This is a genomic window from Streptomyces sp. A1136 (assembly GCF_004795055.1).
Lineage (GTDB): Bacteria > Actinomycetota > Actinomycetes > Streptomycetales > Streptomycetaceae > Streptomyces.
Genome location: NZ_SSBJ01000008.1, coordinates 70,018 through 84,554 on the forward strand (window position 1 = coordinate 70,018; position 14,537 = coordinate 84,554).

Genomic DNA, 14,537 nt, shown 5'->3' on the forward strand with positions numbered 1-14,537 from the left:
ACGAACCATCACTTCCATCTGTTGGACAGATGGATCATCGGTGGACAGCATGGAGACATGACGATGACTCCGACTGAGATCTCCGAGACCTACTTCACCGCCTGGGAGGCGGGCGACTTCGACACCATGAGCACCCTGCTCGCCCCCGACGTCGACTTCGTCGGCACGCTCGGAACCGCGCGGGGCGCCGAGGAGTGCCTACAGGGCCTCAAGCGCATGGGGCAGATGCTGGAACGGATCGAGGTCCACGCGCGCGTCGCCACCGACACCGACGTGATCACATGGTTCGACCTGTACGTGCCCGGCGCGCCGGCCACCCCCACCGCCAACTGGAGCCACGTGGAGGACGGCAGGATCACCCGCATTCGCGTCACCTTCGACCCCCGGTCCATCCTCACGACCCTCACCTGACCGCCACCCCCGCCGGCAGTCCACGCCCCCGGCCGCCGTCCGGTCCCCGAGTGCGACGGGCACGTCACGGAACTGCCACAACGGGGGCCCGGGAGAACCCCGAGGGGCGTGGCGGCGTGTCCGATGGCAAGTGCCGGCGCGGGACCGGTCGGGAACATCGGGGAGACCTCATGCAGTACTCAGCAGGCGTCGGCCGGACCGCAGGGGCACTGGCGGCGGCGGTGGCGGTCACCGCCCTGATGACGGGCTGTACGCCGACCGGCGCGGACGCCGCGATCGCCAAGCCGTCGTCCACGTCGTCGACGCCGTCGGCGCCCGCGGCCCCGGAGCCGGCCAAGCCGGCCCCCACCGGCGGTACGTCCGCCGGCGGCGGCACCGGTCACGTCACGCCGAGCCCCTCGGCTCCCGGCCCGGTCGGCGGCGCCAAGGCCTGCACGATCGACCAGATCAAGGTTTCCGCGGCCCACCAGGCCGATGTCCGACCGCCGGGTACGGGCACGGGGGCGGCCGTCGTCTCGGTCACCAACACCGCGAAGAGCCCCTGCACGCTCCACGGCTTCCCCACGGTCGCCGGCGCCGGCAACGGCTCGCCCGACCACAACGTCCCGCTGGCCACCACCACCAGCGGTTCGGCCGCCACGGTGTCCCTCGTCGCGGGCGCCCGCGCGTGGACCAAGCTCACCTTCGTCAACGTGCAGGGTGAGGCCGACGGCTACTGCGTGTCCGGCGCCACGCCCGCCTCCTTCCCCACGCTCGTCCTGGGCGTTCCCGGCGCGGGCTCGCACCAGATCTCCATGGACGACGGCGTCTTCGCGGAGTGCGACAACAAGGTGACCGTCACCGCCTTCTCCGCGACCAAACCCTCCTGAGGACCGGTCCCTACGACGCGGTCGCGGCCTCGGAGTACTTCTTGACGAGCTCGTAGGAGCGCAGGCGGTCACCGAGGTCGTGGACCGGCGTGGTCACCATCAGTTCGTCCGCCCCGGTCTCGCGCACCAGCCGGTCGAGCCGGTGCACGACGCTCTCTGGCGTCCCGACGGCCTGCTGCGCCCGGAAATGGGCCAGCGCAGCCCGCTCCTCCTCCGTGAAGGGGTGGGCCGCGGCCTGCGCCGGGGTGGGGAAGGGTACGTCGCTCACCCCCTTGAGGAGTCCGGCCTTGACGACGTCCATCGGTCCCACGCGCCACACGGCTTCTTCCTCCGTGTCCGCGCACACCGCCTCGACGCACAGCAGCACCCGAGGCCGCTCGCACCACCGGGACGGGGTGAAGTCCGCGCGGTAACGCTCCAGTACCGCATGAGTGTTGTCCGGCCGGATGTGGTGCGCCACGGCGACCGGCAGGCCGAGTGCCGCCGCGAGAGCGGCGCCCGCGGCGCTGGAGGCCAACAGCCAAGGCTCCGGCAGCGGGCGTACGGCCACCTCGTCCACCAGGTAGGACAGGATCGAGGCCACGTCGCTCCCGTACTCCGCGTCGGTCGTCGGTCCGGCGCCGCGGCGAAGCGCCCGCGCGATGGCCTCGTCGAAGGTGCCGGGGCCGCGGCCGATGCCCAGGTCGACGCGGCCCTCGTGCAGGGCGGCCAACGTCCCGAACTGCTCCGCCAGCATGAGAGGGGCGTGGTTGGGGGCCAGCACCCCGCCCGAGCCGAGACGGACGACCGAGGTCATGGCGGCGGCGTGCGCGATCAGCACGACCGGCGGGAACGCACCGATCGCGGGCGAGTGGTGGTGCTCGGCATACCAGATCCGGTGGTATCCCAGCCGTTCCAGTCCCTGTGCGAAGGCCGCGGTGTCCCGCAAGGTGTCCACGGCGCCGGTGCCCGTCTGGACCATCGCGACTTCCAGCGCTGAAAGAGGTACGTCAAGCATGGCGCCAGCATAGTGATCACCCGTTCGGCGGGAAGCTCGTTGATCACTTTTGCGCCACGGGCGGGCGGGTGCCCTACCCGGCCGTGTGAAGCGGTCGATTCCGGCCGTCCTGGGATCGACACAGGCCACGGGTCCGCGCCCCGCACCGGGCGGGGGCGCGGGTGGTGCCAGACTGGCCGGGTCGGTACGGCCGCGCTTCGCCCGTTACCAGGAGGTGTCACGAGGTGGCGTTCGGTGCCCAGGAGTCCTTCCCCGTCATGCGGCCCGCGGTGCGGGAGACGTACGGACCCGCGGACCTCAGCAGGGAGCCGGTCTTCGCCGGCGGGTTCATCAACTTCGGCTACTGGCGGGGGATCGATCTGAAGGCCCCGCTCGGTGAGGCGGAGCGCGTCCGCAGCCAGCAGGACCTCTACCGGCGGGTCCTGGACGCCGCGGCGCCGCTGCGGGGACAGCGGGTGCTCGAAGTGGGCTGCGGGCTCGGGATGGGCTGCGCGCTGGCCCTGCGCGAACACGGTCCCGCCCACGTCACCGGCATGGACATCCACCCCGCCCAGCTGGGGCGGGCCCGTGAGGCGCACGCGCGCCTCCTGGAGGAGGTACCGCGGCGGTTGGAATTCGAGCAGGGCGCGGCGGAGCACATGCCCTTCGAGGACGGCGCCTTCGACGTCGTCGTCAGCGTGGAGGCCGCACAGCACTTCCCGGACCTGGTCGCCTTCGCGCAAGAGGCGGCGCGCGTGCTGCGTCCGGGCGGACGGGTCGCCGTCGCCAGCTTCTTCGCCGCGGATGACGCTCCGGCCCGGGACGAGGAACTGGCGCGGCTGCTGGACACCTACGCGAAGGGCCTGGACATCGCACGCCCGGTGACGGCGCTCACGGACGCGCTCACCGCGTCCGGGCTCTCGGGGGCGCGGGCCGAGTCGATCGGCCCGCAGGTCTGGGCCGGCTGGGACGCGTGGCTGTCGCGCCTGTGGGCGCCGGACACCTGGCCGCGGAACTTCCTGCGGGCGTACGAGCGGCGGATCCTGGACTACTACGTCGTCACCGCACGCCGCCCCTAGGGCGGCCCCGGGCGGCGCCGGCGTCCCCTCGGCGCGTGTTCCGACTCGCCCGGATGGTCGCGGGGGCGACAGCATGGAGAGAGGGCGGTCGGCGGGACGCACCCGGGAGGAGGCGATACGGCCAGTGAGCGGTCCTCGCTTTGCGTTCTGCGGGGCTGAGCTCGCCGCTGTCTACGTGGTCGCCGACCAGGGCAGGGAACTCCACCTGGCCGAATTGACCGGAAACCGCGGCATCCTCTACGGACTGCCCGCGATCCTCGCCGTGGGCGGCCACTCGCCCACCGCCGACGCCTTCCGCTCCGGTCGGCCGCTGTGGCTGACTCCCAGGGAACTCGCCACCTTCATCGAGCGCGATCCCCACCACTTCCCGACGCAGGTCCGGGACGGTGCCCCCAACTCGCCGGCCAGGATCTCGCTGGGCGCGCTGCCCCTGGGACACGGCGACCATGAGCTCGGTTGTCTGATCGTGGCCGGGGAGGTAGGGAACGGTTTCAGCGCCGACGACCGCAGCCTCCTGGAGCTGTACGCCGATCAGGTGGCCGCCGGACTCGCGTCGGTAGCCGCGCGCGTCCCCGGACGTGAGGCCCCCCAGGCACATCTGAGTCAGTCCCTGGTGCCCCACCAGGGCGGCGCGTTCATCGTGGACCTGGGCACCGGGCGCATGGAGGCCCACGCGCACGTGCTGGAACTGCTCGGGCTGCCTCCGGAGCAGTTCGACGGACAGGTGGAGACCCTGCTCGCGTGCGCCGTCCCCGACGACATGCCCGCGCTGATGGCGATCGTGGAACCGGACCGGCTGGTCGCCGCCGGACAGCAACTGGCGTTCCGTATCCGCCGCCCGAACGGCGAACTGCGCTGGCTGGGGCTGCGGTGCCGCGTGGAGGTGGACTCCGACGGCATGCCGCGGCGGGTCCTGGGTGTGGTGGCCGACGCCACCTACCTGCGCCCCAGCGCCGACGAGGTCTCCCTCGTGCAACGGCTGTCGGCGACGCTGGCGGGAGCCGCGACCATCCGGGAGGTCAGCCGGCTGGTGGTCGCCTCGCTGCGCGAGCCGCTCGGCGCCTCCCGGGTCGCGATCGGCGAACTGGAGCCCGAACGGCTCATCGTCACCGCCCTCGATCCCCCGGAGCCCGATGCCTGGCCCGAGGTCTGGCGCGCCGAATGGCGGTCCGAGTGGCCCGACGCGCCGCTCAGTGACCTGCCCACCCTGCAGGGCGCGCTGCGCGGGGGGCACCTGAGTCTGTGGCCGCCGGGCGCGGACCTGGAACCCGGTCTTCTGGGCGTGGGGCCCGGCGGACTCGCGGTGGTTCCGCTGCCCGCGGACGGCCGGTTGGTCGGGGTGTGCCTGGTGGGCTGGGACGCGGAGCACCGGTTCGGCCCGGAGGAGCGGTCATTGCTGACCGCGACCGCGGGGCTGGCGGGGCAGGCACTGGTGCGTGCCCACGCGCTGGACGCGGGCCACGAACTCGCCACCATGCTCCAGCGCAGTCTGCTGCCCCGTAAGCTCCCGGAGCTGCCGGGCGGCGTCGCCGTCGCCCGCTACCTGCCGGCGACGGCCGGACTGGAGGTCGGCGGCGACTGGTACGACGTCATTCCGCTCGCCGACGGTCATGTGGCGTTCGTCATCGGGGACGTACAGGGGCACAGCGCGGGAGCCGCCACCATCATGGGCCAGATGCGTACGGCGGTCAGGGCCTACGCGGTGGAGGGCCACCCGCCCGATGTGGTGGTGGCGCGGGCCAACCGGCTGCTCGTCGGCATGGAGACCGATCTCTTCGCCACCTGCGGGTACGTGGACTTGGACATGGAGGAGGGCATCGCCAAGGTGGTACGGGCCGGCCATCTGCCGCCGATTCTGCGCCGTCCCGACGGCGTCACCGAGGAGATGACCGTCGAGGGCGGCCCTCCGCTGGGAGTGCTCGCGGAGGCCGAATACCCAATGACCGAGGTGGGGTTGGTCCCGGGAACCCTGCTCGTCCTGCTGACGGACGGTCTGGTCGAGTCCGCCAGGCTTCCCCTGGAGGAGGGCATGCGGCGGGTGTGCGGCGTGCTCGCCGCGGCCAACCCGGTCGATGCCGGAGGGGTCGCCGACGAGTTGGTCGTCGGCGTGGGCCGCCGCGACGACGACGTGGCATTGCTGTTGCTGCGCTACGACGGCGCCCGGGGCCGGCCGATGCGGACCCACTGGACGGTGTGGCGGGTACCCAACGCGGTCCTGCACGCGCGCCGCTTCACCACGCGCACCCTGCGGTCCTGGGGGGTGGAGGAGGAGCTGGACTCGGCTCTGCTGGTCGTGTCCGAGCTGGTCACCAACGCCATCGCGCACACGCAGGGCGAGGTGGGGATGGATCTGACCCTGTCGGCGGACCGGTTGCGGATCGCCGTGAACGACGCGTCGCCGCGCAGCCCGGTCAAACCGGTATGGGTGAGCTGGGAGTCGACCGGCGGTCGCGGACTGCTCATCGTCGAGGCCACGACGGCGGCCTGGGGTTCGGTCCCGCTCAGCGGCGGCAAGCAGGTGTGGGCCGAGATCCCCTGGCGGCGCGCGGACGGCGGGAACACGGGATGAGCCTTCTCGCGTCGGTCGGGTGAGGCGATTGTTAACGCTAACAATTCTGCCGTCAAGCCCGTCGCCGATCATGCCCCGACCGCCCCCCGCGCTATACGCAACGGTGATCTCCGAGCCCTTGACGCGGTTTCTGTGAGCGTTAACACTCATGTAACGCCAGCCCCGAGCGGCACCCATCCGGGCCGCCGGCGGGTCCACTCACCCCGCCGCCCGGTCGGCCGCACCGACCCCGAGCGAATCCGGCCACCTCCCGCCCCCGGCCGGCGCTCGACCCCGCTCGATCCGATCCGAGGCTTCGCCGAGGTCGCGTCGACCGCGTTTCACCACTGGAGGAAGAGTGCGAAAGGTTTTGACGGGCCTCGCCGCCGCGGGCCTCACCTTGGCCCTGACGGCATGCGGCCAGAGCGCCAACGGCGTCGGTGACGGAGCGAAGGGCGCAGACGCCAAGGGCGGTCTCGTCGGCATCGCGATGCCCACGAAGTCGTCGGAGCGCTGGATCAACGACGGCGACAACATGGTCAAGCAGTTCCAGGCCAAGGGCTACAAGACCGACCTGCAATACGGCGACAACGTAGTCGAGAACCAGGTGTCGCAGATCGAAAACATGATCACCAAGGGGGCCAAGCTGCTGGTCGTCGCCGCCATCGACGGCTCCTCGCTCACCAACGTCCTCCACCGGGCCGCCGAGGCGAAGATCCCCGTGATCTCCTACGACCGTCTTATCCGCGGCACCGGGGACGTCGACTACTACGCGACCTTCGACAACTTCAAAGTCGGTGTGCTGCAAGGCACTTACATCGTCGACAAGCTGGACCTCGCGAACGGCAAGGGGCCGTTCAACATCGAGCTGTTCGCCGGCTCGCCGGACGACAACAACGCCACCTTCTTCTTCCAGGGCGCCATGAGCGTGCTCCAGCCGTACATCGACCAGAAGAAGCTGGTCGTCCAGAGCGGTCAGACGGGCTTCAACCAGGTCGCCACCCTGCGCTGGGACGGCGGCGTCGCCCAGTCCCGGATGGACAACCTGCTCAGCAAGTCGTACACCTCCGCCCGGGTCGACGCCGTGCTCTCCCCCTACGACGGCATCTCCATCGGCATCCTGTCCTCCCTCAAGGGAGTCGGCTACGGCGGCTCGGGCAAGGCGCTTCCGATCGTCACCGGCCAGGACGCCGAGCTGGCCTCGGTGAAGTCCCTCATCGCGGGCGAGCAGACGCAGACCGTCTACAAGGACACCCGCGAGCTGGCCAAGGTCGCGGTGCAGATGGGGGACGCGCTGCTCACCGGCGGCAAGCCCCAGGTCAACGACACCAAGCAGTACGACAACGGGGTCAAGGTCGTCCCGGCCTTCCTGCTGCCGCCGGTCAGCGTCGACAAGGAGAACTACCGGAAGGTCCTGGTCGACGGCGGGCAGTACACCGCCGACCAGCTCAAGTAACCCCCGCGCCCCGCACGCGGGGTCGCACCAGAGCCGGGCGCGTCCGGGCGGGGCCGTCGACCTGACAGGCCCCGCCCGCCGCGCCCCTGTCGAACGGATGCACCACCATGGCCGGACCCGTCCTAGAGATGCGTTCGATCAGCAAGTCGTTCCCGGGTGTCAAAGCGCTCTCCGACGTCAACCTGAGCGTCGCCCCCGGTGAAGTCCACGCCGTCTGCGGTGAGAACGGCGCCGGGAAGTCCACCCTGATGAAGGTGCTCAGCGGGGTCCACCCGCACGGCTCCTACGAGGGCGAGATCCTCTTCCAGGGCGAGCCCTGCGCCTTCAGGGACATCCGGGCCAGCGAACAGCGCGGCATCGTCATCATCCACCAGGAACTCGCCCTGGTTCCGTACCTCTCCATCGCCGAGAACGTCTTCCTCGGCAACGAGCACGCCACCCGGGGCATCATCAGCTGGAACAAGACGCTCACCCACGCCACGGCGCTGCTGCGGCGGGTGGGCCTGGACGAGAGTCCGCACACCCGGGTCGCCGACATCGGCGTGGGCAAGCAGCAGTTGATCGAGATCGCCAAGGCGCTCGCCAAGGAGGTCAAGCTGCTGATCCTGGACGAGCCCACGGCCGCCCTCAACGGCGAGGACAGCCGCAAGCTCCTCGACCTCATCCTGGAGCTCAAGGCCCAGGGGATCTCCTGCATCCTCATCTCACACAAGCTGGGTGAGATAGCCCAGGTCGCCGACTCGGTGACGATCCTGCGTGACGGCCGGACCATCGAGACCATCGCGGTCGGCACGGAGGGCATCTCCGAGGACCGGATCATCCGGGGCATGGTCGGCCGCGATCTGGAGCACCGCTATCCCGAGCGTACCCCCGAGGTGGGCGAGGTCGTCTTCGCCGTCGAGGGTTGGACCGTTCAACACCCCATCGACCACCAGCGCAACGTCGTCGAGGGGGTGTCGCTCCAGGTGCGGCGCGGCGAGATCGTCGGCATCGCGGGCCTGATGGGCGCGGGCCGCACCGAGCTCGCGATGAGCGTCTTCGGCCGCTCGTACGGGCGCCATACCGGGGGCCGGGTGCTGATGAACGGCAAGGAGATCCGCACCCGCAGCGTCCCGGAGGCGATCGGCCACGGCCTCGCGTACGTCACCGAGGACCGCAAACACCTCGGGCTGAACCTGATGGACGGCATCAGCCGCAACATCTCGCTGAGCGCGCTCGGCAAGGTCGCCCGGCGCGGCTGGGTGAGCGAGCACGAGGAGACCCGGGTCGCGGAGTCCTTCCGCGCGGCCATGCGCATCAAGGCACCGTCGGTGTTCGCGCAGACCGGGAAGCTCAGCGGCGGCAACCAGCAGAAGGTCGTCCTCAGCAAGTGGATCTTCTCCGAGCCGGAGGTGCTGATCCTCGACGAACCCACCCGGGGCATCGACGTCGGCGCGAAGGCCGAGATCTACGCGGTGATCGCCGAACTCGCGGCCCAGGGCAAGGCGGTGCTGATCATCTCCTCCGAACTCCCCGAGCTGCTCGGCATGTGCGACCGCATCTACACGATGGCCGAGGGCCGGCTCACCGGCGAGGTGGACCGCGCGGACGCGACCCAGGAATCACTCATGCGCCTCATGACCGTGAGCGCTGCGACCCGGAACGAGCAGGTGTAGGGCATGGCCCAGACAGAAACCACGGACACCACGGACACCACGGACCTCAAGAGGGTCCGGTCCGCGCGGCCCGGAGGCGGTGGCGGCCTCGGGCCCCTGCTGGCGCGGGCGCTGCGCGGCAACATACGCCAGTACGGCATGCTGGTCGCGCTGGCCCTGATCGTCGCCGTGTTCCAGATCTGGACCGACGGCATCCTGCTCCAGCCGCTCAACGTCACCAACCTGATCCAGCAGAACAGCTACATCCTGATCCTGGCGATCGGCATGATGATCGTGATCATCGCCGGGCACATCGACCTCTCGGTCGGTTCGCTGGCCGCCTTCGTCGGCGCCGCCGCGGCCGTGATGATGGTCAGGCACGACGTACCGTGGCCGCTCGCACTGGCCGCCGCCCTGCTGATCGGCGCGGTCGCGGGGGCCTGGCAGGGGTTCTGGATCGCGTACGTGGGCATCCCGTCGTTCATCGTGACGCTGGCGGGCATGCTGCTGTTCCGCGGCGGGACGCAGATCGTGTTGCAGGGCCAGTCGGTGGCGCCCTTCCCGAAGGGCTTCCAGGAGATCAGCAGCGGCTTCCTGCCGGAGGTCGGCCCGCACACCGACTACCACAACCTCACCCTGCTGCTGGGTCTCGGCGTACTCGCCCTCGCCGTGCTCCAGGAGGTCCGGGGTCGCCGGCAGGCCGCCCGCTACGGCCTCGAACTGCTGCCGCCGGCCTTCTTCCTGGCGAAGCTGGGTGCCATCGCGGCGGCGGTGCTGGCGTTCACCCTGCTGCTGGCGAGCTACCACGGTTTCCCGATCGTGCTGCTGATCCTGGGCGTGCTGCTCGTCGCCTTCGGCTACCTGATGCGCAACTCCGTCCTGGGCCGCCACACCTACGCGATCGGCGGCAACGAGGCCGCGGCGAAGCTCTCGGGCGTCAAGAGCAAGCGGGTCGTCTTCCTCGCCTTCGTCAACATGGGCGTGCTGGCGGCGCTGGCCGGGATGGTCTTCGCGGCGCGCCTCAACGCGGGTACACCGCAGGCCGGCATCAACTTCGAACTGGAGGCCATCGCCGCCGCGTTCATCGGCGGCGCCTCGGCCTCGGGCGGTGTGGGCACCGTACTCGGCGCGATCATCGGCGGCCTGGTGCTGGGCGTGCTCAACAACGGCATGTCGCTGGTCGGCATCGGCACCGACTACCAGCAGGTCATCAAGGGTCTGGTGCTGCTCGCCGCGGTCGGGTTCGACGTCTACAACAAGCGCAAGGCCGGTTCCTGATCGGTTGCGTCCCCCTCCGGCGCGTCCCCCTCGCGGGGGCGCGCCGGCCCCGTTCTCACCGCCGGCCCCGTTCTCACCGCCGGGACCTGGCCGGGGCAGGCGCGGTCGTGTCGACCACCGTGAACGCGCCGGGGTGGCCGGCCACGTTCGCTCCCCCGGCATGACGTCGGCCGCCGCCCCTCCCGGTCGGGAGGGGCGGCGGCCTCGGACCCGCTCGGCGTCAGAAACCCTGGGCCAGGCGGTGGTACGCCTGGTTCCAGCGGATCTCCTGGGCGAACCGGCGGATCGTGGTGTCCGCGTCGATGACCAGCAGTTCGGTGGCGAGGATGTCGGCGAGGTCGGCCAGTTCCTCGGTACCCAGCGCGCCGGACAGCACGGTGTGGTGGGGCGCGCCGGCGGTCAGCCACGCCTCGGTCGAGGTGCGCAGGTTCGGTCGCGGCTGCCAGACCGCACGCGCGACCGGGAGGCGGGGCAGCGGTTCGAGGGGCTCGACCACGTCGATCTCGTTCACGACCATACGGAACCGGTCGCCCATGTCGGCCAGTCCGACCACGACGGCGGGGCCGGTGCGGGCGTCGAAGACGAGCCGGACCGGGTCCTCGCGGCCGCCGATGCCCAGCGGGTGGATCTCGCACGTCGGCACGTCCGACGCGATGGTCGGGCAGACCTCCAGCATGTGCGCGCCGAGGATCAGCTCCCGCCCCGGCTCCAGGTGGTAGGTGTAGTCCTCCATGAACGAGGTGCCTCCCACCAGCCCGGTGGCCATCACCTTCAGTGTGCGCAGCAGGACGGAGGTCTTCCAGTCGCCTTCGCCGCCGAATCCGAAGCCGTCGGCCATCAGTCGCTGCACGGCCAGGCCGGGGAGCTGACGAAGCCCCCCGAGGTCCTCGAAGTTCGTGGTGAAGGCCTGGAAGCCGCCGTCCGCGAGGAAGGAGCGCAGGCCGAGTTCGACACGGGCGGCGTAGCGCAGCGAGTCGTGCCGGTCCCCGTCGGCGCGCAGCTCGGGCGCGAGGCGATAGGTGCCCTCGTACTCCTTGACCAGTTCGGTGACGTCCGCGTCGGTTGCCGCGTCGACGGCCTCGACCAGGTCGTTGACGCCATAGGTGTTGACCGAGACGCCGAAGCGCAGCTGGGCCTCGACCTTGTCGCCCTCGGTCACGGCGACGTCGCGCATGTTGTCGCCGAACCGCGCCAGCTTGAGGCCGCCCAGCTCGGCGCGGCCCGCGGCGGCCCGGGCCCAGGAGGCGATCCGGGCGGCGACCGAGGGGTCGGTGACGTGCCCGGCGACGGTCTTGCGCGCGACGCCGAGACGGGACTGGATGTAACCGAACTCGCGGTCCCCGTGGGCCGCTTGGTTCAGGTTCATGAAGTCCATGTCGATCGACGCCCAGGGCAGCGCGGCGTTGGCCTGGGTGTGCAGGTGGAGCAGCGGCTTGCGCAGCGCGTCCAGGCCCGAGATCCACATCTTCGCCGGGGAGAAGGTGTGCATCCATGCGATCAGGCCGATGCACGCGTCGTCGGCGTTGGCGTCCAGGCAGACCCGCCGGATCGCGCCGGCGTCGGTGAGCACCGGTTTCCAGACGATGTGCACCGGCATGCCCGCATGGTCGCCGAGCGCGTCGGCGATCCGGCGGGACTGCTCGGCGACCTGACGCAGGGTGTCGTCGCCGTAGAGGCCTTGGCTGCCGGTCAGGAACCAGACCTCGCGGCCCTCGATTGCCTTCAGTGCCTTCATGGGGGCGGGTTTCTCCTTAGCGGGCGGCGGGGCGCTGGCCGTACACGTTCCGGTAGCGGTGGTTGAGACGGTCGATGTCGCTCTGCGCGATCGGCAGGGGTTCACCGAGCTGGCGGGAGATGTGGACGGTGCGCGCGACGTCCTCGCACATCACGGCGGCCTTGACGGCCGCCGTGGCGTCCTTGCCGATGGTGAAGACACCGTGGCTCTTCATCAGGACGGCGGGTGAGCGGTGGCCCCGGAGGGTCTCGACGATGCCCCGGCCGATGGAGTCGTCGCCGATCAGCGCGAAGGGGCCCACGGGGATCGCGGCGCCGAACTCGTCGGCCATGGCGGTCAGTACGCAGGGCACCGCCTCACCGCGCGCGGCCCAGGCACTCGCGTACGTCGAATGGGTGTGGACCACTCCCCCGACCTCGGGCATGTGGCGGTAGACGTAGGCGTGCGCGGCGGTGTCGGAGGACGGGGAGTGGTCGCCCTCGACGACCTCGCCGTGCAGGTCGCAGACGATCATGTTCCGGGGCGTCAGTTCGTCGTACGGGACACCGCTCGGCTTGATGACCAGCAGGTCCTCGCCGGGGACGCGGGCCGAGACGTTGCCCGCCGTCCAGACGACGAGCCCGTAGCGGACCAGCTCCTGGTGGAGCTCGCTCACCTGACGGCGCAGCAGGTCGATCGGGGAACTCATGGGCGGACCTCGCTCTCGTGGACGGCGGCGGCCGGGGCGGCGCCCGGGGTGGCCTTCGGATCGGCTCGCCCGGCGGCCGACGCCGCGTTGCGGAGGGCGCGCAGGCGGTGGAGGAGCTTGTCGGGGCCGGCCCCGAAGTGGTCGTGCAGAGCGCGGTATTCGGCGTAGAGGCGGTCGTACGCGTCGGCCCGCGCGGTGTCCGGCCGGTAGGCGCCGCGCCGCACCCGGCCCATGGCCGCGGCCGCGGTGCGTACGTCGGGGTGTGCGCCGGCGGCCACGGCGGCGTGGATGGCGGAGCCGAGGGCCGGGCCTTGGGCGGACTCGGCGAGGGAGACGGGACGGCGCAGCACGTCGGCGTAGATCCGCATGAGCAGGGGGTTCTGCTTCAGTCCGCCGGTGACGATGAACTCGGTGACGGGGACGCCGCCCCGCTCCAGGGCTTCGACGATGGTGCGGGTGCCGAAGGCGGTGGCCTCCAGCAGCGCGCGGTAGATCTCCTCGGGGCGGGTGGCGAGCGTGAGGCCGACGATGACACCGGAGAGGTGGTGGTCGACCAGGGTGGAGCGGTTGCCGTTCATCCAGTCGAGGGCGACCAGACCGTGGCCGCCGACGGGCTGGCCGGCGATCTTGCGGGAGAGCAGTTGGTGCAGGTCCTCCCCGGTGGTCTCGGCCTCGGCGAGGTAGTCGGCGGGTACGCCCTGTCGCAGCCACCAGGCGAAGATGTCCCCGACCGCGCTCTGTCCGGCCTCGTAACCGTAGGCACCTTCGATGATGCCGCCGTCGACGACTCCGCAGATGCCGGGGACGTCGGCGAGGACGGGACCGTTGACGACGTGGCAGGTGGAGGTGCCCATGATGGCGAGGAGCTGCCCGTTCTCGACGGCTCGGGCGGCGGGGGCGGCGACATGGGCGTCGACGTTGCCGGCGGCCACCGCGATGCCCTCGGGCAGCCCGGTCCAGGCGGCGGCCTCGGCGGTCAGGGAGCCGGCCCGGGAGCCCAGGGGGGAGAGCGGGTGCTCCAGGCGGGTGCGCGCGAAGTCGGCGAAGTCGGGGTGCAGGGCGGCGAGATAGTCCTCGCTCGGGTAGTGGCCGTCCTGGTGGATTCCCTTGTACCCCGCCGTGCAGGTGTTGCGGGTCTCGACGCCGGTCAGCTGCCAGACGATCCAGTCCGCGGCCTCGATCCAGCGCTCGGTGGCGGCGTAGGTCCGCGGGTCCTCCTCCAGCACCTGGAGCGCCTTGGCGTACTGCCATTCGGCGGAGATCCTGCCCCCGTAGCGGGAGATCCACTTCTCGGCGCGCAGGTGGGCGAGGTGGTTGATCCGGTCGGCCTGGCTCTGGGCCGCGTGGTGCTTCCAGAGCTTGGGCCAGGCGTGCGGTCGCACGCCCAGCCCGGTCTCGGCGAGGGGGGTGCCGTCGCCCCGTACGGGCAGGACGGTGCAGGCGGTGAAGTCGGTCGCGATGCCGATCACGGTGGCCGGGTCCACACCGCTCGCGGCCAACGCGGCGGGGACGGCGGTGCGCAGCACCTCGCGCCAGTCCTCGGGGTGCTGAAGGGCCCAGTCCGGTGGCAAGGGGCGCCCCGTCGTCGGCAGTTCACGCTCGATGACGCCGTGCGGGTACGCGTGGACGGCGGAGCCGAGCTCCTCGCCGTCCCGTACGCGGACCACCACGGCCCGGCCGGAGAGCGTGCCGAAGTCGACACCCACGACATGGCTCTCCGCGGTCTGGGTGGGTGGGGTCACGGTCACTTCACATCCTTCGTACGGAGCGCCGCGCGGGCGGAAGGCGCGAGGACGGGGCACCCGCTCGGCGATTGTTAGCGCTAACATCCACCGTGTCAAGGGTGCGCAAAAGGCGTACGAG

At 71.1% G+C, this 14,537-nt stretch carries 11 protein-coding genes; 7 read left to right on the forward strand and 4 right to left on the reverse strand.

The annotated features are described in order from the left end of the window. Positions 1-57: 57 nt before the first annotated feature. A complete protein-coding gene (locus E6R62_RS10140; protein WP_136213026.1) occupies positions 58-411 on the forward strand; it encodes a nuclear transport factor 2 family protein in 354 nt (117 codons plus the stop codon). 170 nt (positions 412-581) lie between these two features. Then, positions 582-1,280 carry a DUF4232 domain-containing protein gene (locus tag E6R62_RS10145; protein WP_240801582.1) on the forward strand — a complete coding sequence of 233 codons (699 nt, stop codon included), beginning with the start codon at positions 582-584 and terminating at the stop codon, positions 1,278-1,280. Between the two features lie 10 nt (positions 1,281-1,290). Here the strand turns inward: E6R62_RS10145 and E6R62_RS10150 are convergent, their stop codons facing one another. Beyond that, the gene (locus E6R62_RS10150) at positions 1,291-2,277 is read right to left on the reverse strand and encodes an MsnO8 family LLM class oxidoreductase (protein WP_136213027.1); all 987 of its coding nucleotides are present in this window, start codon (positions 2,275-2,277) and stop codon (positions 1,291-1,293) included. Positions 2,278-2,501: 224 nt separating this feature from the next. On the opposite strand from E6R62_RS10150, the gene E6R62_RS10155 reads away from it, so the two are divergent. From E6R62_RS10155 to mmsB, 5 genes are all read left to right on the forward strand, one after another. After that, a complete protein-coding gene (locus E6R62_RS10155) occupies positions 2,502-3,335 on the forward strand; it encodes a class I SAM-dependent methyltransferase (protein WP_306432422.1) in 834 nt (277 codons plus the stop codon). A gap of 124 nt (positions 3,336-3,459) precedes the next feature. After that, positions 3,460-5,904, forward strand: a complete 2,445-nt coding sequence (locus E6R62_RS10160) for a SpoIIE family protein phosphatase (protein ID WP_136213028.1) — start codon at positions 3,460-3,462, stop codon at positions 5,902-5,904. A gap of 337 nt (positions 5,905-6,241) precedes the next feature. Next, the gene (chvE, locus tag E6R62_RS10165) at positions 6,242-7,339 is read left to right on the forward strand and encodes a multiple monosaccharide ABC transporter substrate-binding protein (RefSeq protein WP_136213029.1); all 1,098 of its coding nucleotides are present in this window, start codon (positions 6,242-6,244) and stop codon (positions 7,337-7,339) included. Positions 7,340-7,446: 107 nt separating this feature from the next. After that, positions 7,447-8,994 carry a multiple monosaccharide ABC transporter ATP-binding protein gene (mmsA, locus tag E6R62_RS10170; RefSeq protein WP_136213030.1) on the forward strand — a complete coding sequence of 516 codons (1,548 nt, stop codon included), beginning with the start codon at positions 7,447-7,449 and terminating at the stop codon, positions 8,992-8,994. A gap of 3 nt (positions 8,995-8,997) precedes the next feature. Continuing rightward, positions 8,998-10,251, forward strand: a complete 1,254-nt coding sequence (gene mmsB / locus E6R62_RS10175; protein WP_136213031.1) for a multiple monosaccharide ABC transporter permease — start codon at positions 8,998-9,000, stop codon at positions 10,249-10,251. A gap of 220 nt (positions 10,252-10,471) precedes the next feature. Here mmsB and araA read toward each other — a convergent pair whose 3' ends face one another. The 3 genes from araA to E6R62_RS10190 are packed head-to-tail and all read right to left on the reverse strand — an operon-like array spanning position 10,472 to position 14,422. Continuing rightward, complete coding sequence (araA, locus tag E6R62_RS10180; protein WP_136213032.1) at positions 10,472-11,986, reverse strand: L-arabinose isomerase; 1,515 nt, start codon at positions 11,984-11,986, stop codon at positions 10,472-10,474. Positions 11,987-12,002: 16 nt separating this feature from the next. After that, positions 12,003-12,674, reverse strand: a complete 672-nt coding sequence (locus E6R62_RS10185; protein ID WP_136213033.1) for an L-ribulose-5-phosphate 4-epimerase — start codon at positions 12,672-12,674, stop codon at positions 12,003-12,005. Then, the gene (locus E6R62_RS10190) at positions 12,671-14,422 is read right to left on the reverse strand and encodes a ribulokinase (protein WP_240801583.1); all 1,752 of its coding nucleotides are present in this window, start codon (positions 14,420-14,422) and stop codon (positions 12,671-12,673) included. The genes E6R62_RS10185 and E6R62_RS10190 overlap by 4 nt, the downstream gene beginning before the upstream one ends. Between the last annotated feature and the right edge of the window lie 115 nt (positions 14,423-14,537).